Annotated in this window: 17 protein-coding genes; 15 read left to right on the forward strand and 2 right to left on the reverse strand. The window is 61.0% G+C overall.

What is annotated here, in order from left to right; all coding sequences use genetic code 11:
- Positions 1-78: 78 nt before the first annotated feature.
- From AC0V8S_RS34490 to AC0V8S_RS34535, 10 genes are all read left to right on the forward strand, one after another.
- Positions 79-261, forward strand: a complete 183-nt coding sequence (locus tag AC0V8S_RS34490; protein ID WP_183456328.1) for a Flp family type IVb pilin — start codon at positions 79-81, stop codon at positions 259-261.
- A gap of 102 nt (positions 262-363) precedes the next feature.
- Positions 364-1,440: a Flp pilus assembly protein CpaB gene (gene cpaB / locus AC0V8S_RS34495; protein WP_475436091.1), complete on the forward strand. Its 1,077-nt coding sequence runs from the start codon at positions 364-366 to the stop codon at positions 1,438-1,440.
- Positions 1,441-1,515: 75 nt separating this feature from the next.
- On the forward strand, positions 1,516-2,961 hold the full coding sequence (locus AC0V8S_RS34500) for a type II and III secretion system protein family protein (protein ID WP_183456326.1): 1,446 nt from the start codon (positions 1,516-1,518) through the stop codon (positions 2,959-2,961).
- Positions 2,948-3,253 (forward strand): hypothetical protein, encoded by a 306-nt coding sequence (locus AC0V8S_RS34505; protein ID WP_183456324.1) that lies wholly within the window; start codon positions 2,948-2,950, stop codon positions 3,251-3,253. The genes AC0V8S_RS34500 and AC0V8S_RS34505 overlap by 14 nt, the downstream gene beginning before the upstream one ends.
- Positions 3,254-3,330: 77 nt before the next feature.
- A complete protein-coding gene (locus AC0V8S_RS34510) occupies positions 3,331-4,833 on the forward strand; it encodes a TadE/TadG family type IV pilus assembly protein (RefSeq protein WP_475436093.1) in 1,503 nt (500 codons plus the stop codon).
- A 5-nt stretch (positions 4,834-4,838) separates the two neighbouring features.
- On the forward strand, positions 4,839-5,381 hold the full coding sequence (locus AC0V8S_RS34515; RefSeq protein ID WP_244661525.1) for a TadE/TadG family type IV pilus assembly protein: 543 nt from the start codon (positions 4,839-4,841) through the stop codon (positions 5,379-5,381).
- A gap of 2 nt (positions 5,382-5,383) precedes the next feature.
- Positions 5,384-6,019, forward strand: a complete 636-nt coding sequence (locus AC0V8S_RS34520) for a TadE/TadG family type IV pilus assembly protein (RefSeq protein ID WP_183456320.1) — start codon at positions 5,384-5,386, stop codon at positions 6,017-6,019.
- Positions 6,016-7,179 (forward strand): CpaE/TadZ family protein, encoded by a 1,164-nt coding sequence (locus tag AC0V8S_RS34525; RefSeq protein ID WP_183456318.1) that lies wholly within the window; start codon positions 6,016-6,018, stop codon positions 7,177-7,179. Before AC0V8S_RS34520 ends, AC0V8S_RS34525 begins: the two co-directional genes overlap by 4 nt.
- The gene (locus AC0V8S_RS34530; protein WP_183456316.1) at positions 7,163-7,753 is read left to right on the forward strand and encodes a L,D-transpeptidase; all 591 of its coding nucleotides are present in this window, start codon (positions 7,163-7,165) and stop codon (positions 7,751-7,753) included. Before AC0V8S_RS34525 ends, AC0V8S_RS34530 begins: the two co-directional genes overlap by 17 nt.
- On the forward strand, positions 7,750-8,325 hold the full coding sequence (locus AC0V8S_RS34535; protein WP_183456314.1) for a hypothetical protein: 576 nt from the start codon (positions 7,750-7,752) through the stop codon (positions 8,323-8,325). Before AC0V8S_RS34530 ends, AC0V8S_RS34535 begins: the two co-directional genes overlap by 4 nt.
- A 102-nt stretch (positions 8,326-8,427) precedes the next feature.
- Here the strand turns inward: AC0V8S_RS34535 and AC0V8S_RS34540 are convergent, their stop codons facing one another.
- Complete coding sequence (locus AC0V8S_RS34540; RefSeq protein WP_183456312.1) at positions 8,428-8,964, reverse strand: hypothetical protein; 537 nt, start codon at positions 8,962-8,964, stop codon at positions 8,428-8,430.
- Between the two features lie 457 nt (positions 8,965-9,421).
- Here AC0V8S_RS34540 and AC0V8S_RS34545 point away from each other — a divergent pair, with 457 nt between their 5' ends.
- Genes AC0V8S_RS34545 through AC0V8S_RS34560 form a run of 4 tightly spaced genes read left to right on the forward strand, consistent with a single transcriptional unit; the run spans position 9,422 to position 15,009 of the window.
- Entirely contained in the window at positions 9,422-10,870 is a 1,449-nt protein-coding gene (locus tag AC0V8S_RS34545; protein ID WP_183456310.1) for a TolC family protein, read from the forward strand.
- A 40-nt stretch (positions 10,871-10,910) separates the two neighbouring features.
- Complete coding sequence (locus AC0V8S_RS34550; protein WP_475436098.1) at positions 10,911-13,043, forward strand: type I secretion system permease/ATPase; 2,133 nt, start codon at positions 10,911-10,913, stop codon at positions 13,041-13,043.
- A 45-nt stretch (positions 13,044-13,088) separates the two neighbouring features.
- The gene (locus tag AC0V8S_RS34555) at positions 13,089-14,378 is read left to right on the forward strand and encodes an HlyD family type I secretion periplasmic adaptor subunit (RefSeq protein WP_183456306.1); all 1,290 of its coding nucleotides are present in this window, start codon (positions 13,089-13,091) and stop codon (positions 14,376-14,378) included.
- Positions 14,368-15,009, forward strand: coding sequence for a ribbon-helix-helix domain-containing protein (locus AC0V8S_RS34560; RefSeq protein WP_475436100.1), 642 nt, complete (start codon positions 14,368-14,370; stop codon positions 15,007-15,009). Before AC0V8S_RS34555 ends, AC0V8S_RS34560 begins: the two co-directional genes overlap by 11 nt.
- A gap of 80 nt (positions 15,010-15,089) precedes the next feature.
- Here AC0V8S_RS34560 and AC0V8S_RS34565 read toward each other — a convergent pair whose 3' ends face one another.
- Complete coding sequence (locus AC0V8S_RS34565) at positions 15,090-16,034, reverse strand: transglutaminase-like cysteine peptidase (RefSeq protein ID WP_475436102.1); 945 nt, start codon at positions 16,032-16,034, stop codon at positions 15,090-15,092.
- Between the two features lie 322 nt (positions 16,035-16,356).
- Here AC0V8S_RS34565 and AC0V8S_RS34570 point away from each other — a divergent pair, with 322 nt between their 5' ends.
- Positions 16,357-18,045 carry a VCBS domain-containing protein gene (locus AC0V8S_RS34570; protein ID WP_475436104.1) on the forward strand — a complete coding sequence of 563 codons (1,689 nt, stop codon included), beginning with the start codon at positions 16,357-16,359 and terminating at the stop codon, positions 18,043-18,045.
- Positions 18,046-18,048 lie beyond the last annotated feature (3 nt).

An 18,048-nucleotide genomic window follows, 5' to 3' on the forward strand; every position in this document is an offset into this window, starting at 1 on the left:
GAAAGGCCTGGGCCCGCCGCTCTCACCGGAAGGTCGAATGACCTCGTCGGGTTCAAACCTCCAAATGGGGTAATGGGCATGAAAAATTTCATGACGATGGCCCGGCAGTTCCGCGACGATGATACCGGTGCTGCCATGGTCGAATATACAGTCTTGCTCGGCATCATAACGGTGGCGGTAATAGCAACCGTAATTTTGGTCGGCGCATGGGTCAGCGGTCAATGGACCACACTTAACTCGAATCTTACCGCTGCCGCTTAGCGATATTCTGGCAGGCCTGAGCAAAAACACTTGGGCCCGCCTCTTTCAACCAGAGACAGGCGACCCTTGGGGGGCACGTAGTCGAGCGAGTGGGTTGGGGTTATGCGCGCTAATACCGTTATCATGATTGTTCTCGCCGGCGTGTTCGGCGTCCTGGCGGTGGTGCTCGCCAATATCTGGCTGGCCAACCAGCGCAGCGCGATTGCGCAGACGAATGATGTCCAGCGCGATACGGTCGTGGTGGCCGCGGTGGCGCTGAAGTTCGGCGACACGCTGTCCGCCGACAAGTTGCGCGAAGTCGCATGGCCGGCGGGCGCGGTTCCGGCCGGTGCCTTCAAGACAACGGAAGAACTCTTGACGAAAGACGTTCCCCCCGGCGGAGCCCCCAAGCAGGCATTGCAGGCGATCGGCGTCAATGAACCCGTGCTCACCACCAAGATCACCGGCCCGGGCCAGCGCGCCACGCTTTCGGCGGTGCTCGGCGACGGCATGAAGGCCGTGTCCATCCGCGTCAATGACGTGCTGGGCGTCGCCGGCTTCGTCTTCCCGGGAGACCGGGTGGATGTGCTGCTGACGCGGACGGTGCGAAGCAACGATGGCGCGGATCAGAGTTTTGTCGACGTGCTTTTGCAGGGCATGAGGGTGCTCGCCGTCGACCAGGTGGCCGACGAAAGCAAGGACAGCCCGACCGTCGTCAAATCGGTAACGCTCGAGGCCAGCACCAAGGACGCGCAGAAGCTGACCCTGGCGGCGGGCGCCGGCCAGTTGTCGCTGGCGCTTCGCCAGGCCGCCGCCAGCAAGGGCGAAGCGACCGAGCGCGTGACGCTTTCCGACCTCACCGGCGAAATGCCGGCTGACGTCGCCAAAAGGCAAGCGGAACTCGCCAGGCAGGCAGCAGCCGATGCTGCAGCCGCAGCCGAACGTCAGAGCGCGGAAGACGCTCGTAAGCGCGCGGACGAAAAGATCGCGGGACTGGCCCAGGCCGTGGACCGCGTGGGAAACAAGCTCGATGAGCTGAGCAAGGTCAAGCCGCCGGCTCCGATCGTGGTATCAGCCCCGGCGCCGGAGGTCACGAAGGAAGTGGTCAAATACGTCCAGCCGGAGCCGCCGGCGCGGGCAACTGTCGGCGTCTATCGGGGGATAACGCTCGAATCTTATGAAGTGCCGCGACAAAAATAATAAGCTAGAATGTCGCGAAGCATGGCTGCCGTTGGCGGAAGCAAGGCTGCCGGTGGCGGAAGTAGGGAGATGGGGATGCGGGGGGTTTGGGTGAGATTGGTCGGTGCCGCGCTATCCTGTATGGCGACTCTGTTGACGTGGAGTCTGGCGGCCGATGCAGCCGACCGCTTCATCGACGTGTCCAATCCGAGTGTCCACCGTATTTTCCTGCCCACGTCGCAATCGGTGACGATCCAGGTGAGTGCCAATCTCGGCGATATCGTCGTCGGCGACCAAAAGATCGCTGATGCCCAGCCGATGACCGACCGCACCCTCTATGTCATCGGCAAGAGCGCCGGCACCACCACCGTCAATCTCTTCTCGCCCGACAAGCGCTCGCTCGGCGTCATCCAGATCGAGGTCGGCGTCGACGTCAGCGACATGGCGCAGGCGATCCGTCAGGTGGCGCCGAAGTCACGCATCGAAATCGGCTCGATCAACGGCAGGGTCAGGCTCGGCGGTCATGTCAAGGACGGCGCCACGCTGGCAGCCATCCTGGAAGTGGTGAAGCAATATGGCCCCGACGACATCATCAATTCCGTCACGGTCGACGACAGCCAGCAGGTCAATCTGGAAGTGCGCGTGCTGGAAGCCAAGCGCAACGCCGGCCGCGACCTTGGTGTCTCGATCAGGAGCACGAACAGCAGGGGGACGACCCGAACCGGGACGGGCGTTGCGGCTGTCGACCGTGACAATGTGGTTCTCGGACCGGGCGATCTGCTCTCCGGCCTGCTCTCAACCAGCAACCCGTTTGCAGCACTGATCACCCGCGTCATCGACAACAACATCAAGGTCGATCTGATCATCGAGGCGCTTGAGGCCAAGGGCGCGGTGCGCACGCTTGCCAATCCCAATCTCACCACGCTCTCCGGCGAGCAGGCAAGCTTCAACGCGGGTGGTGAAGTCCCGATCCGAACTCTCGACAAGAATGGCGAGATAAGCATTGTCTACAAGCAATTCGGCGTCAATCTCCTGTTCACGCCGGTGGTACTTGACGACGGCAAGATCCACATGAACCTGGCGCCGGAAGTCAGCGACCTGAACGGCTTCACCACCGCTGGCGACCCGATCTTCACCAACCGCAAACTGTCCACCGTCGTCGAATTGCGTGACGGCCAGAGTTTCGCAGTTGGCGGGCTGCTGTCCAGCAGGACCACCAAGCTGCAGAACCAGGTGCCATGGCTCGGCCAGGTGCCGGTCATCGGCACGCTGTTCCGCAATTCGAGCAACCAGAAGGAGGAGACCGAACTGGTCGTCATCGTCACGCCGCATATCGTGCGGCCGGTGAAGCCAGGCGAGCAGTTGGCGACACCCTTCGACAAGACACGGCCCGCCAATGATCCGGAATTCTTCGTGCTCGGTCAGCTCGAGGTGAACAAGGACATGATCCGGAAATATGAAACCGGCGACGGCGTCACCGGCCCCTATGGCCACATGCTGAACTTCAAATCGAAGGACAAGATGCTCTATGTCAAGAAATAGCGCCTTCGTCCTCATTCTGTGCACCGGCCTGCTGGCGGGTTGCGCCGCGGACTATCTGAATCATTACGATTCGGTGACTTTGGCCGCCGGCGACTCGCAGAAGTTTAATTCGCTGCTGCAGACAGTCGACCCGCTCAATCCGGCCTCGAGGAACACGCACATAGAAGGTGACGGCCAGCGCGCCGCTACTGTGGCTCAAAACTACAAATTTCCACCACCGCCGCCGCCACCACCTGCCATCACGGTCAATGTCGGCGGGGCGGGGTCGGCTGTGACGACGACGACGCAGTAAACTGAAACAGAAGGATGCGGTTTCAGCGCGCCAGGCCAAACGAGGAAACCTGGCGTCAGGGAGCAAAGAGTAAGGCCATGCTGCGAACCATTCGCGCGTTCTGGCACGATCAAAGGGGAATAGCGCTGATCCTCGTCAGCGTTACACTGCCGGCGCTCATCGGCTTTTCGCTACTGGCGATCGACATGAGCCGGGTCAACAATTTGCAAAACGACCTGCAGAAGGGCGCCGATGCCTTCGCGTTGGCGGGAGCCGCCGAGCTTGATGGCTTGCCCGGCTCATGGGCCAGAGCCGAACGCGCCATGGCGACACTGGTTGCCAACAATGCCGCTTTCTCAACCGTTGGCACTAATGGCCGGTTCACTTTGACTTCCGGGCAACCAGGCGGCACCGCACGATGCAACAGCGCCGGCAACATTTCGTGGCGTTTCCTAAAGACCATACCCGCGTCGGACGGAACTCTGGTCACCAGCGCAAACTATGCCAACGCAACGCAATCTATCGGCGAAGATGAAACCGCCTTCATTGAAGTGAAGGTCACGCCGACCGGTTTCGCCGCGATATTCCCAGCGTCGTTTCTGACGGGCAATTCGGCCAGTAACGGCTTCAACGTTGCGGCCACGGCGGTCGCCGGATTCACGTCGGGCGTCTGCGATTACACGCCCGTTTTCATGTGCAACCCGTATGAGGACACAACCATCACCGGCGGCGTTACGCTGGAACAGGCTGCACAAACCAGGCAATACCGTCGCCGCCAGATCCTGCTGCGCGGAGACGGATCCTACTTTCCCGGCAACTTCGCTTTCCTGGCTTCTCCGTTTGGCAACGGCGCCAACCAGCTCGAAAAGATGCTCGCCGACTCCAAGCCGCAGAATTGTTATTCGCGCGACGGCGTCGACACCGAGCCGGGACAGAACGCTGGCCCTGTCGAGAACGGCATCAACTCGCGCTTCGGCATCGATTCGTCAAGCTACTCGGACGGACCTGCGGTCAATGTGCGCAAGGGCGCCAAAAACGGCAGCCAGTTCGTCAAGAGTAACAAGGTCGACTATGAAACAGACCCGACAAAGGGTGTCGGGCTTGAGCGCGATTCGTGCCAGATCGCCGGCAACTGCACCATGATGGGCGGCCGCATGGGCGCTGGTGACTGGAATTTCGCGCGCTACTGGGCCGCCAATCATCCCACACGTGCCGTGCCAGCGGCTCTATCGGGAACCGGCGCCAATCTCCCGACGCGTTATGAGGTCTATCGCTACGAGATCGACAACAATATCTATCAGGACGCTGCAGTCGGTGGCGAAACGGGTATCCCGCCTGCGGCGGCAGGCACCCCGATCTCGATCCCAGACCGCCGGTTGCTTTACGGCGCAATCCTGGACTGCAATGCGCTTCAGGCTTCGGGCACGAATTTCAACGGCCGCCAGACGGGCATTCCGGTAAGGAGATTCGGCAGCTTCTTCATCACCGAGCCGATCAAGGACGGTAAGAATATCTACGTCGAGTTGGTCGACATCACCGGCAAAGGCGGCAACGGAACGCTCGACAACTACCTGCGCGACGAAGCGCAGCTCTACCGGTGACCGCGATGTTCAAGATGCTGTCCCGATATCTTGATCGATTTCGACACGACCAGCGCGGCGCGGTGATTGTCGAGATGACACTGATCACGCCGCTGATGCTGGTCTTGTCGGCCGGGGTGTTCGAATTCGGCAATCTGATCCATGACAAGCTGCTGATGGAGGCCGGGCTTACAGACGCCGCTCGCTTTGCCGCGCGCTGCAACAGTCAGTTGTATACCGACTCCGGGCTGGCGGCGATCAACTGTGCCACCATTGCCGCGAACATCGCCGTCTACGGCAAGCCATCTGTAACCGTTGTCAATGGCGTAGTGACCGATACTCCGCGCGTCAGCGGCTGGCAGACATCGAATGTCACCGTGACGACGAACAACTCCTGCCAGGACACCGTGGTGGGCGGCGTTACCCAATATCGCTCCACCACCGCACAAGTCTGCACCGTGCGCGCGTCCGGTACCTACCCATACACCGGTGTCGGGATGCTGTCGTTCATCGGCATCAGTCCGATAACGCTGCAGGGCTCCCACGACGAACGGTTGATCCGGTTCTGACCATGATCCAGCGTTTCGCAAAATCGGAAGACGGGGCAGCGATGGTGGAAATGACCATCGTATCGACGCTGCTGTTCTCGCTTGTCCTGGGCTTCGTCGATTTCGGCTATGCGTTCTATCAATGGAACGCGGCTACCAAGGCGGTGCAGATCGGCGCGCGGCTGGCTTCGATATCGGATGCGGTGGCAACCAACCTCGCGACCGCGCCCCCGATCTCGTCTCCCGGCGCCCCGGTTGCTGCCGGCGCCTATGGTCCCTTCGTCTGCACCTACACCGCCGGCACGGGCGGCTGCAGCAACAGCGGCGGCTTCAGCGCCGCCAATTTCAGCCGCATCTTTCGTGGCGACACCGCAAACACCAATGACGATGTCTGCCCTGCGCTGGCGGCAAACCAGCGGCCGGGCATGTGCCACTTCTTCCCGGGCCTGCTGCGCAGCAACGTCGTCATCACTTACACGGCCACCGGCCTTGGCTATCAGACCCGGCTTAGCGGGCCGGTACCGACAATCACCGTCAGCCTGCAGAACCGGACCTTCCAGTTCTTCTTCCTCCAGGGACTGATGGGTTTCGCCAACATCAACATGCCCTCCATGCTGAGCACGGTTACGGGCGAAGACATCAAGAGCACCTGGCCATGAATGCCATCAACACCAAGGTTCTGCCGACCAAGCGAAAGCAGGTGGCGCTGTTCTCGTCGGATGCGAATTTCAAGCGCGAGGTGGCGACACGGCTCGATGCGCTGGCGATCTATGACGTCAGGATCTCCGAGACGGATGACTTTCTCAAAGGCCCTCCCGCGGATACACGCCCGGGTATCGTCATTCTCGATCTCGGCAATGGCGAACTGCTCGGCAGGCCCGGCATCGTCGAGGCGCGCGCGCTGTGGGCATCGGTGCCGCTGATCGCGGTCTCCAACGAACTGTCGTCGGAACAGACGCGCGTGCTGGTGCGCATGAACGCCTCGGACTGGCTGCACAAGCCGCTCGACGGCAAGGAACTGCTCAACGCGGTGACCTTCCACGATACCGGCAGCCAGGGCACGAAAAGCCGCATCATCACCTTCATCAGTGCCAGCGGTGGCGCGGGCGCCACGACGCTCGCTTTGTCGGCCGCCGAATTCCTGGCGACGAAATCGGCCGAACGCGCGGCGTCAACCTGTCTGGTCGATCTCGATTTCCAGAGCGCCAATTGTGGCGCCTACCTCAACCTGTTCAACCAGTTCGACCTGGCAGGCATCATCGGCCAGCCGGAACGGCTCGATGTCGAGCTGATGGATGTCATCAAGCTTTCGCGTCCATCCGGTCTCACCCTCTATGCGTTCGAGAGGCCGCAACTGCCGTTCGAGCCGCAAGGCGGCGATTTCGTCTTCCGGCTTCTCGACCTTGTCGCCTACCGCTTCGACGACATCGTCATCGACCTGCCCAATATCGAAACGCCCTGGTACAATTCGGTGCTCTCGACCAGCGACGAGATCTTCATCGTCTTCGAACTCAACGTCGCGTCGCTGCGGCAAGGCAAGCGGCTCTATACAAAAATCCGCGAGTTGCGCGGCAATGCGGTCAGCGTCACGCTCGTCGCCAACAAGCACAAGCGCAAATGGTTTGGGAACCATTTTTCGCGCAGTGAACTCGAGAAGATCTTCAAGGCGCCGCACATCAAATCGGTTGCGCTGGACAACGCCCTTCTGACCGATGCCTTGAACCGGGCGATCCTGCCTTCCGAAGTGGACGGGCGGGCGCGCTTCAACAAGGATCTGAAGCGGATGTTCAAAGAGCGGCTCGATGACGCTGCCCGGTAGAGATGGAATCGTTCCCAGGCTGGCCGGGGCCTGCGTGCTCAGCCTGGCGCTGGCGCTGTCGGTCCAGGACTTCGCGCAGGCACGGTCGAGGCTGTCGGACCGGCCGCCGCTGCCGGCAATGGGCCCCAGCCTGCGCAAGGTGGTTGCCTTCACAACCACGGAGCAGCCGGGAACGATCGTCATCCGCAAGAGCGAGAAAGCGCTTTACCTGGTGACCCGCCAGGGCCAGGCACTGCGCTACCAGATCAGCGTCGGGCGCGACGGATTTGGCTGGACCGGGGTCGTCAAGGTCGGGGCCAAGACGGAGTGGCCGCAATGGCGTCCGCCCCGGGAAATGCGCGCCCGCCAGCCGGAACTGCCGGAGCTGGTGCCTTCGGGTCCCTATAATCCTTTGGGCGCGCGGGCGCTGTATTTGCTTCAGGACGGACACGACACGCTCTATCGTATCCATGGCACCAACGATCCCTCGGGCGTGGGATTCGACGGCACATCGGGCTGTTTTCGCCTGACCAACACGGACGTGATCGATCTTTTCAAGCGCGTGCCTGTAGGCACAAAGGTGGTGGTTCAATGACGACGATCAGCGACCCGCATGTGCCGGCTGTCTCCGCCGAGCCCATTGAACCGCAACTGCTCGACAGGGATGTGAGCCGGTCGCGGCTGGCCGTCGTGGTCGGCGTCGGGTTGACCCTGTTTGCCGTGCTGAACGCGACCGCCGCCATCTATCTCTATCGAGGCATTAGCGACCTGCGCACCGTGGAGGGACGTCTCGAGGAACTCGGCACGTTCGAGCAGCGGATCGTTGCCCGGCTCGACACGGTCAACAACGGTTTTCAAAGCCGATTTGAAAAGCTGGACAGCCAATTGCAGGGCAGTTTCAACGAAATCAACGGCAGCATAGCCCGGTTGGAACAGAACCCTTCTTCGGCGCGCGACGATAGCAGCACGAGCACGGCGGAACCCGTCGCTACCACCAGCACCGTGGCGGATGCATCTTCCAACAACAGCGATGTCGCGGCCGAACCCGCCGCTGTCGATACGCCACGACCACTCAAGCGCAAGAGCGCCGCGCCCCCTGCCCCCGACCCCTCTTACCAGCGAACGGAAACGCCGGACGGCAAGGTCTATTATCGCAAAATCAATTGAGGGGTGTCGGAGCGATGGTGAAACCCAGTGCGGCGGACTCTATCTCTTTGTTTTGACGCAATTCCCAAGGGAAAGCGCTACACGGTTTTCCTGGAAATTGCTCTAAATATCCCGACTCAAAGTCATAAGACGCAAGGCCAGAGTCTCTGCGCGCAGTCGCGTTTCGCGAAGGAACGCGACATGACAATACGCGCAGGCCGCAAAGCCCAGAACCAGCACGAGGCTGTTCTGCCAGGTAAAGTCGACCCTCAGTGCGAATTGGAGGCCGTTGGACATCGGAAATGCCGCAACCGTGCTCGCCGTCTGCGAATGACTGCTGGAGGCGATCATCAGCCCGGCGAAAAGCAGCGCAACGTGATTAGCCAGGAAGAACGCGGCCGCCCGTCTCATGCGGCAAGCGCTCCAGCACACCATTGCCGCGGCAGCCAGGATGACGGCATCCAGGACCATCGAACCGCCGAGATACAGATCGACCTGTTGCCAGAACATCGCCGACGAGGGGCGCAGTTCAAGCCAGATCCTCCACATGGCAGGGCTGGCGGGATAGGCTCCGAGCAGCAGGGTCGCTAGTCGCTCGCCCGCCAAAATCATCAGGATGAAAGCTGGAAAAGCGAAGAGTAATATCGGCCTGCGCTTCATTTTATCCTCGACAATCTGGCATCAGCATAGATTGCAGAGATTGCGCGAGGCTTAACGGAAGTGCGTCATTACGACCGTGCTTGGGAGTTCATCCGGGCAGCCTGCAATTCAGCATCGGTCCTTCGTGCCGACGCGGCATGATCTTGGCCGGAGCGTCATCAATTTTCCATGGCCGCGTTTCGGCTCATGCCGGCTTCATGCGGTTCCGCTCGCTTTGAGCGGTTTGTGCGTCTGGACTTTTCCACACCGGGCGGCGTTTGGCTGAAGCCTCGGCGACCCCAATTTTGTGCCATTTTTGCTACATTTCCTAACCTTGTGGCCAAAATTCCTAATTTAGTTGCCTCTAAATTAATAATCGCTCACATATTTCTTGAAATTGTTGGATAATCCCCTGGACGGGCTCAAGCCTGGTTCAGCGCCCGAGAAGGGTGCGGGGGGAAACGTTGGGGCGGGTTAAATGAATACGACAAGCATCTCGGCTGTGGGCAGGCGCCTTGGTCTTTTGATGGCGGCAACAATGCTGACCTGCGCAAGTGCAAGCGCACTTACGCTCAAGGAAGCAGTGGCGGTTGCCGTCGAATCCAATCCCGAAATCGGCCAGGCCATAGAAAATCGCGAAGCAATCGAGTTCGAATTGCGGCAGGCCAAGGGGCTCTATCTTCCCAGCGTCGACCTGGAAGCGTCGGCTGGCGCTCGCCGTCTCGACAATTCCTCACGACGGGCGCTTTCCCTCGACGATGACAACCTATATCCGGCAGAAACCGATCTGACGGTTTCACAGACCGTATATGACAGCGGCGCGAGAAGAGCCGAGCTGAACCGTCAGGCCTCGCGCGTCGACGGCGCGTCGTTTCGTGTGCTGGAGCGGTCGGAATTCATCGGGCTCTCGGTCGTCCAGGACTACCTTGAATACATGCTTCAAGCTTCGATCGTGGCCGAGGCAAAGAAGAACCTGGGCTTCCATCAAGCAATTCTCCACGACATCCAGGAAGGCATTGCTGGCGGCGGGTTGAACGAAGCCGACCGGCAACAAGCCGAGGAGCGGCTGTTTGCCGCCAAGGCCCGCATGCAGGAGGCCTCGGAGGAGCTGGAGGCCTCGAGGATACGGTTCTTCAAGACCGTCGGGAAGCCGCTGACCAATGCATCGAGGCCGGCCGATGTTTCCGGCGCGCTGCCAAGGTCGCTGGACGATGCGATTGGCCTTGCGCGGGAGAGCAATCCGCGCGTCCATATGGCCAACAGCGATATCGCCGCGGCGGCCTCGCTGGTGGACGCGGCCCGGGCAAAATACGGCCCCTCGATCGTCGCTGAAGGCGTCGCTCGGGCTGGGTACGACATCGACGGCGACAATGGAGATACATCCGACCTGCAGGCACGCCTGGTGCTGCGGTGGAACCTGTACCGGGGCGGCATCGACAAGGCCAATGAACAGGAGCAGATCCGTCGCACGAGTGAGCAGCGGCTTGCGATGCATCAGGTGCTGCGGGAAATCGAAGAAGCCGTTCGCACGTCGTGGGATCGCCGCTTCCGGCAAGCCGACCTGGCAAAGACCCTGAAGCTGCAAGCCGCTTCCAACGAGAAGCTGGTCGCGTCCTATCGCGAGCAATTCAAGGTCGGTCAGCGCTCACTGCTCGATGTGCTGGATGCGCAGAATACGCGGTTCAACACGGCGACCCTGGCGGACACCGCATCCTACGCCTCACTGTTTGCCCAATATCGGCTTCTGGCGGCGACCGGGCAATTGCTGAAAACCATGGATATCCATCCGCCAAAGCAGGCCGCGGCCTACGCGCGAACCGAGTTCGCGGCACCGGAAACGGCCGACACCGAAACCTATGCGCGGACGCCTTCGGAACAGAAAAATGACCTGCCGTTCGATATCCTGGCACCGGTCAGGAAAAAGTAAGCGGATGTAAGGGTCGATCGAAAGTCCCTATGGGCGGATCGTGAACCAGCAACCCAACATCCTCTCCCCCAAGGAGGCGTTCAAGGCCTGCTTCTCGGCCATTGCCGGATATCTCGGCAGGCCGAGCGCGCAAACGGTGCTGTTCGCCGGCGTGCCGCTGTCGGACACGCGTATCGACATCGACGCCATCCGCCATATTGCCGAGCGCATCGGCCTTGAAATCGCCGAGTTCAGCCATCGTGACTTTCTTCGGGGGCGCGTCGACCTCCCCGCTATTGTGTTTCGCGTCAGCCAATTGCCGGTTGCCCTGCTGGCCGAAACCGAGGACGGCGCATTCACCACCGCTCCCCAGGAAGACGGTCGTATAGTCATCACGAGATCCGAGCTGGCCGCCAGCTACATCAGTGGCGGCGTCTCCTTCTCGATAACCTATGCCAACGCCGCCGAGGGGATGAACGTCGGTTCGGCGCCGAAGATCGAGCGGCGACATTGGCTGACGGGAACGATGGGGCCGTTCTGGCGCACCTATTCGAAGGTCATCCTGGCTGCAGTATTCATCAACATGCTGGCCATCGCCTCGCCGATCTTCACCATGAACGTCTACGACAGGATCTTGCCGAACAAGGCGATATCGACGCTCTGGGTGCTGTCGATCGGCATCGGCGCGGTCATCCTGTTCGACCTGCTTTTGAAGACCGCCAGGGCATCCCTCATCGACTACGCCGGGCGCAAGGCGGATCTGCGCATTTCATACTTGCTGTTCGAGAAAGTGCTGAATTCGTCCCTGTCGGCACGACCAGGTTCAACGGGCGAATATGCAAATCGGGTGACGCAGTATGAATTCGTGCGCGAATTCTTCACCTCGAACACCATCGGCGTGTTCATCGATACAGCCTTTGTCTTCATTTTTCTCCTGGTCATCTATGCGATAGGCGGCTGGCTGGTCATCATCCCTGCGCTGGCCTTCGTGGCGTCCGTGATCGTCGGACTGATCACGCAGCGGCGTATCGGCAAGCGTGTCGCGGCCTCGATGAACGAAGCCTCGCAACGGCAAGCCCTGCTGGTCGAATCCATCTCCACGCTGGAGACGATCAAATCGCTGCGGGCCGAGGCGTATCTGTTGCGAAAATGGGGGGAGCATTCCAAGAACGCGTCGAACACGTCCGAGAAGATCAAGCAGCTCTCGGCGGCCGCCGGCAACATAACGCAGGCCATCCAGCAGTTGGTCACGGTCGCCCTGATCGTGGCCGGCGCCTACGCCTTCTCGGAAGGACACGTCTCCACCGGAGCCATCATCGGCACCGTCATGCTGGCCAGCCGGGCGGTGTCTCCGCTCGGCCAGATCGCCATCACCCTGTCCAGGCTTCGCCAGGCCATGCTTTCCTTGCGCATGGTGAACTCGATCATGGCGCAGCCGGAGGATCGCCCGGATACTGTGGGTTTCGTCAACCGACCCATCCGCAATGGCGCGATGATGTTCAGGAATGTCGGCTTTGTCTATCCGGGCTCCGAGAACGAGGTTCTTACCGGTCTGAATTTCTCGGTGAAGCCGGGAGAGCGGATCGGCATCATCGGCCGTATCGGCTCGGGAAAGACAACCATGGGCCGGCTGATCGGCAGGCTCTTCCTGCCGACATCAGGCGAGTTGCTGCTGGACGGGATCGACATCCGCCAATACCACCCCTCGGAGGTTCGCGCCGCGGTCGGGATCGTCGCACAGGCCAATGATCTGTTTTCGGGCACCATCAAGGAGAACCTCCTGATGGCATGTCCGGAGGCGACCGATGAGCAGATCGTCGAAGCGGCCAAGGCAGCCGGCGTCGACGATTTCGTCTCACGCCACCCGCGTGGCTACGACATGAATGTCGGCGAGCGCGGCACCAATCTCTCGGGCGGCCAGCGGCAGACGATGGCGATTGCCCGGCTGTTGCTGACCAAACCGAAAATCGTCTTCCTGGACGAACCGTCGGGCTCGATGGATCTGGCTTCCGAGCGGCAACTGATCAAGCAGCTCAAAGTGGCTTTCGACCGGAACACGACGCTGATCGTTTCAACGCACCGCTTCAGCATGCTCGAGCTGGCCGATCGTCTTATCGTCATCGAGCAAGGCAGGATCGTTGCTGATGGACCAAAGGATCAAGTGATACAGGCGCTGCAGAAAACAAACGCCTGAAAAACAGACTTATTGAACGCATTCAATGCGTTGGGGTTGTAGGACATGCTTGCAAGGGAAGACCGGCCGCCGCTCTTCGCGTCGGCGTCCTTATTCATCATCGGGGCACTCTTTGTGTCCTCTGTCGCCTGGGCGTCTTTTGCCGAAGTCGACGAGATCGCACGTGGCGACGGCAAGGTGATACCGGCTTCCAAAACCCAGATCATCCAGTCCAGCGAGCCAGGCGTGGTCCAGGAAATTGCCGTGACGATCGGGCAGGTCGTCAAGAAGAACGATCTCATCATCCGCCTCGACAACACGATGAACACATCCAGCCTCGGCGAGCAGCAGGCCAAGGCACGGGCGCTTCAGACGCGCATTGCGCGGCTGAAATTCGAACAGGGCGGCAATATCGAGGGTCCATTTCCGTGTCCGCCCGAAATCCAGAAGGTCGCCCCGGAAATCTGCGACAACGAGCAGAAGCTGCTCGTCGCGCGCCGCGACAACTTCCAGGTCAAGCTGTCGGTCCTCAAATCGCGTCTCGATCAGCGCCAGAACGAATTGGACGAAGCCAACGCCAACCTCGATCGCCTCACCAAGAATCTCGAAGTCAGCGACCGGGAAACGGCGCTGGTCGAATCCATGGTCAAGAAGGGGCTGATGGCCAAGACCGAGCAGATCCGCGTCGAGCGGGAGCAGACCGAACTGCATGGGCAGCTGAACCTCGCCGGTGAAACCATCAAGAAAGCCAAGGCGGCCATCGCCGAAGCCAAGCTTCAAGTCAACGAACTCGGCCTGCAGCTGCAGCAGGAGGCGCTGAGCGACCTGACGCAGGCGCTGGCCGATCTTTCGGTGGTCGACGAGACCATCCGCGGCGCCACCGACAAGGTGGCGCGCACGGACATCCGCTCGCCTGTCGACGGGATCGTCAACACGCTTGATATCAACACGGTTGGCGCTTTCGTGCAGCCCGGCGCGGTCGTGGCCGGCATCGTGCCGACTTCCGAGACGCTGCTGGTCGAAGCGCGGGTTTCACCACGCGATGTTGCCTTCATCCGGCCGGACCAGGACGCGCTGATCAAGATAACCGCCTATGATTTCTCGATCTTCGGCGGCATCGAAGGCAAGGTCTCCAACATCACCGCCGATAGCCTCGTCGACCAGAAGACGGGCGAGCCCTACTACCAGGTGCGCGTCGCAACCGAGAGGTCGACGCTGACGCGCGATGGCAAGACCTATTCGATCATTCCCGGCATGATCTGTTCGGTCGACATCAAGACCGGACACAAAACCATCCTCACCTATCTGCTGAAGCCGATCAACAAGGCACGCGAGGAGGCAATGAGTGAACGATAGCATCACCTCTCCTGCCGCCGATCGCGAGCGGCTGCTCCCACCCATGGCGACAGAGGATTTCGGGCTGGAGTTCCGCGTCGTGGCGCGTGGCGGCACGCGACGTGGCATTCGTCTGGAGCGGGCGTTCTGGACCTCGCTCAAGCAGATGGCCGAAAGCCGCAAATGCACGATCGGCATGCTGATCGACGAGATCGCCGAGAGCCATGCCAACACAGGAAACCTGACATCGGCAATCCGGGTGGCCTGCATGCGCGGACTGGCCGACGAAAACCAGACCTTGCGAAGGTTTGCGTCAATCAAGACGATCAACGCCATTCTGGTCGCCTGCCCGTCACCGGCCTTTGCGCTCTCATCGTCGAAGAGGATCCTGACCTTCAACGCGCCGTTCCAGCAACTGGTCAGGCGGCAATTGCCGGTGGCGCCAAGCGAAGATGCGCGCCACGACCTGAAGCTCGCGCTGGACCTCAATGTCGCTGACATATTCACCCGGCTCGACGCCAATGGCGAAACGCCGGTCGCCACCGGTTTCGTCATCGGCGCGGGCGATCGTCGCTACCGGGGGCAATTGAACGCGGTGCGGGCGCCGGTGCTCGAACCGGAGCTGCTGATGGCCTTCGTTTTCGGCGGTTGAAGCGCATCGCATGAATCCGTTTCGACGCGACGTATTTTAGAACGAAGTCGTCCCGGGTGCTTCGACTTGTCTTGGAACCGCTACGGCTGGAGGCCTTCGCCAGGGGCGACCGTGGCAAGACCGCCTTTGATGTCGGCGACCTGGGCCGCACCGGGCCTGGTGCCGTGGATCCACGCGCGGTCGGTGCTGAACGAATACAATGGCACGTAGTCGGGAAGATCGCTGTCGCGCGAGACCACGTTGCTCAGGCTGTCCAGAATGAAGACGCCGCTGCCGGTGCTGACGGACAGCACGGCATGAAAGAAACCACGCTTGCGATCCTGCAGAACGACGAGCGACATGCTCTGCGCCGGAATGCCGGCACGCAGCAGCGCCGCCATCTTGAGAATGGCGAAATCCTCGCAGTCGCCCGCCCGCCGCTCGAGAATTTCCGAAGGCTTCGCCCAGTAGTCGAGCTTGCCGTAAACCACGCTGTCCTTCTTGTAGGCGATCGCGTGGTTTATGCTTGAGTTGATGAAGGACAGCTTGTCGACAAACCGCTTGTCCTTGGCGGCATTGACGATCGCGGTGAAGATGCTGTTCTTGCCGTCACACCCACTGCCGGCGGAACAGTCGACGATTGCCTTGTAAACCGGCGCCCAACGGACGGAAACCGGAAAATTGTGCATCGACAGTGCAACGGATCCGAACACGCCGGGAATGATCGCCGCCGTCTGAATGGGATCGATCCCGGCATTGTCCTGCGCCGTCGAGGAGCCGGTTTCCTGATCGATGCGAGCCGGACCGTAGCTGCCGAAAACCATGCCGATCCTGTAGGTCGAGGCAGGCTGCCAGGGCTGTGGCCGCAGCAGCGAAATACCGCCGAGAGCGGAAGGCGTTTCGACCTTCGCCAACAGCGAACCGGCCGGATCGATGCGTGCCGGTAAAGCGCTCGCGGACGATGGCTGCGGCAGGCTCATGATGCCGATCGCCAGCAGCAGCACTTTGACCCCGGTTGCCCCCAGAGCAGATTTTTCTTTTGTCATAACGCCCACCTTTGACTGTGGACGCTATCAATCCTGCCTCAAATTATTGGAAATGAAGGTGGATAAGTTTCCTGTACTTCACCTCTTTTATTTTGTGTAAAGTTTTATACAAGTTTATACTTATGTTTACCAAGCGACCGGAGCCAACCCCCATCAGACAGACAGCATGCCGTCCCATGTATATCGGGTTATATGGTTCGAGTTTACCACGCGTAAAAAATGCTGAAGCCAGCATATCCGAATATATGAAACGGATTGCGGCATAGTTGCAAAGTAGAAGTGGTCACTGTCTGTTTCCGGGAAATGCCGGAGGGGTTTGGCTATGACCACCAGTAACGAATTGGACACCGTCTCTCATTCTTGGGACGAGCACTCCGAACAGAACGGCCTGCCATCGCAGGCGCAGATCCAGGTCGCGGAAGCCAGCCCGGCGCAAAAGGCCGCCCCGGCCACTGAGCCGGTTCCCGTCGATGTCGGCAGCGGTACGCCCGTCAAACCGGAAGCACCCGCGGAGGCCAAGGCCCCGGCGGCAGCCGCGCCGCACGAATATGTGGCCGACGCCAGCAATGTGGTGAAACTCCCAGCCAATGTCTCGATCGACAACATCAAGGTCGACGGCCACAACCTCGTCCTCGAGCAGGCGGACGGTTCGGTAATCGTCATCAAGGATGGCGCTCTCAACGTGCCGACCTTCATCATCGGCGACGTCGAAGTGCCGCGCGTTGCCTTGATCGCGGCGTTGGAAGCAAGCCATGTCGACGTCGCCTTCGGCGCCGACGGGTCGATATCGGCAGGCCCCGGTGGCTCAACCTCGAGCGCGGGCGGAGACTTCTCGGTTCCCCCCGGCGGCATCGGCGACGGGTTCGGCCTGTCGGCGCTGTTGCCGCCGACGGATCTGGCGTTCGGCCAGCCGGAGAACCGCGAACTGTTCCCGTCTCTTCTCAGGCCCAATTCCACGCCGTCGATCGGCGACCTGACGCCTGAGGTCGGCGGCGGTGACACTATCGTGTACGAAAAGGGCCTGACCTCGGCTCCCGACACCAGTGAGACCAACACCGGCACCTTCACCATCTCCTCCCCCGACGGAGTCGGCTCGCTGACGATCGCCGGTCAGGTGATATCGGGTGCCGCGCTTGCCAACAGCGCATCGACTCCGGTCAACATCACCACGCCGCTCGGCAGCACGCTGACCATCAGCGGTTACGACGCCAGCACCGGTCAGGTGAGCTATAGCTACACGCTCGTCCATGGCGTGGCTCACCCCGGCGCGGGCACCGATTCCATCTTCGACAACATGACAGTGACGGTGACCGACACCGATGGCGACATCTCGCCGCCCGGTACGCTGTCCGTCCAGATCGTCGACGACGTGCCGACGGCCCATAATGACGGTCCGTATGCGGTCGTCGAGGACGGTGCCAGCATTGTCTCGGGTAATGTGCTTGCCAATGACGCCTCGGGCGCCGACACACCCATGGCCTTCGTCGCCTGGTCGGGTGGCGACGCGGCGGCGATCACCGCGCTCAACACCTATGGCGCGCTGACGCAGAACAACGATGGCACCTGGAGCTATGTGCTCGACAACAGCAAGGCGGCAACGCAAGCGCTGACCTCGGCCAGCCATCTGAGCTACGACCTGCATTACACCATGACCGACGCCGACGGCGACACCTCGCCGGCAACGCTGACCATCACCATCGCCGGCACCGACGACAGCGCCACCGTGGTGACCGCCGCCGCCGGACAGGGCGCCGACAACACGGTCTTTGAGGCCGGCCTCAACCCGAACGGTTCGAACGCCGCCGCCAACAGCGAGACGAGCACCGGTTCCTTCACCATCTCGGCGACCGACGGCATCAAGGAGATCGTCATCGGTGGCACCACCTTCTCCATGGCCCAGGTGCAGGGCTTCAACGGCACGCAAACCGTCAACACCGGCGAAGGCGTGCTGACGCTCACCGGCTATACCGGTGACGCCCATCGGGCACCGTCGCCTACAGCTACACGCTGACCG

The sequence above is a fragment of the Mesorhizobium oxytropidicola genome (assembly GCF_056174625.1).

What these genes read in the sequence shown, in the direction of transcription:
- AC0V8S_RS34490 (WP_183456328.1), top strand. Translation starts at nt 79, where the DNA reads ATGAAAAATTTCATGACGATGGCCCGGCAGTTCCGCGACGATGATACC.
- cpaB (WP_475436091.1), top strand. Translation starts at nt 364, where the DNA reads ATGCGCGCTAATACCGTTATCATGATTGTTCTCGCCGGCGTGTTCGGC.
- AC0V8S_RS34500 (WP_183456326.1), top strand. Translation starts at nt 1,516, where the DNA reads ATGCGGGGGGTTTGGGTGAGATTGGTCGGTGCCGCGCTATCCTGTATG.
- AC0V8S_RS34505 (WP_183456324.1), top strand. Translation starts at nt 2,948, where the DNA reads ATGTCAAGAAATAGCGCCTTCGTCCTCATTCTGTGCACCGGCCTGCTG.
- AC0V8S_RS34510 (WP_475436093.1), top strand. Translation starts at nt 3,331, where the DNA reads ATGCTGCGAACCATTCGCGCGTTCTGGCACGATCAAAGGGGAATAGCG.
- AC0V8S_RS34515 (WP_244661525.1), top strand. Translation starts at nt 4,839, where the DNA reads ATGTTCAAGATGCTGTCCCGATATCTTGATCGATTTCGACACGACCAG.
- AC0V8S_RS34520 (WP_183456320.1), top strand. Translation starts at nt 5,384, where the DNA reads ATGATCCAGCGTTTCGCAAAATCGGAAGACGGGGCAGCGATGGTGGAA.
- AC0V8S_RS34525 (WP_183456318.1), top strand. Translation starts at nt 6,016, where the DNA reads ATGAATGCCATCAACACCAAGGTTCTGCCGACCAAGCGAAAGCAGGTG.
- AC0V8S_RS34530 (WP_183456316.1), top strand. Translation starts at nt 7,163, where the DNA reads ATGACGCTGCCCGGTAGAGATGGAATCGTTCCCAGGCTGGCCGGGGCC.
- AC0V8S_RS34535 (WP_183456314.1), top strand. Translation starts at nt 7,750, where the DNA reads ATGACGACGATCAGCGACCCGCATGTGCCGGCTGTCTCCGCCGAGCCC.
- AC0V8S_RS34540 (WP_183456312.1), bottom strand. Translation starts at nt 8,964, where the DNA reads ATGAAGCGCAGGCCGATATTACTCTTCGCTTTTCCAGCTTTCATCCTG.
- AC0V8S_RS34545 (WP_183456310.1), top strand. Translation starts at nt 9,422, where the DNA reads ATGAATACGACAAGCATCTCGGCTGTGGGCAGGCGCCTTGGTCTTTTG.
- AC0V8S_RS34555 (WP_183456306.1), top strand. Translation starts at nt 13,089, where the DNA reads ATGCTTGCAAGGGAAGACCGGCCGCCGCTCTTCGCGTCGGCGTCCTTA.
- AC0V8S_RS34565 (WP_475436102.1), bottom strand. Translation starts at nt 16,034, where the DNA reads ATGACAAAAGAAAAATCTGCTCTGGGGGCAACCGGGGTCAAAGTGCTG.
- AC0V8S_RS34570 (WP_475436104.1), top strand. Translation starts at nt 16,357, where the DNA reads ATGACCACCAGTAACGAATTGGACACCGTCTCTCATTCTTGGGACGAG.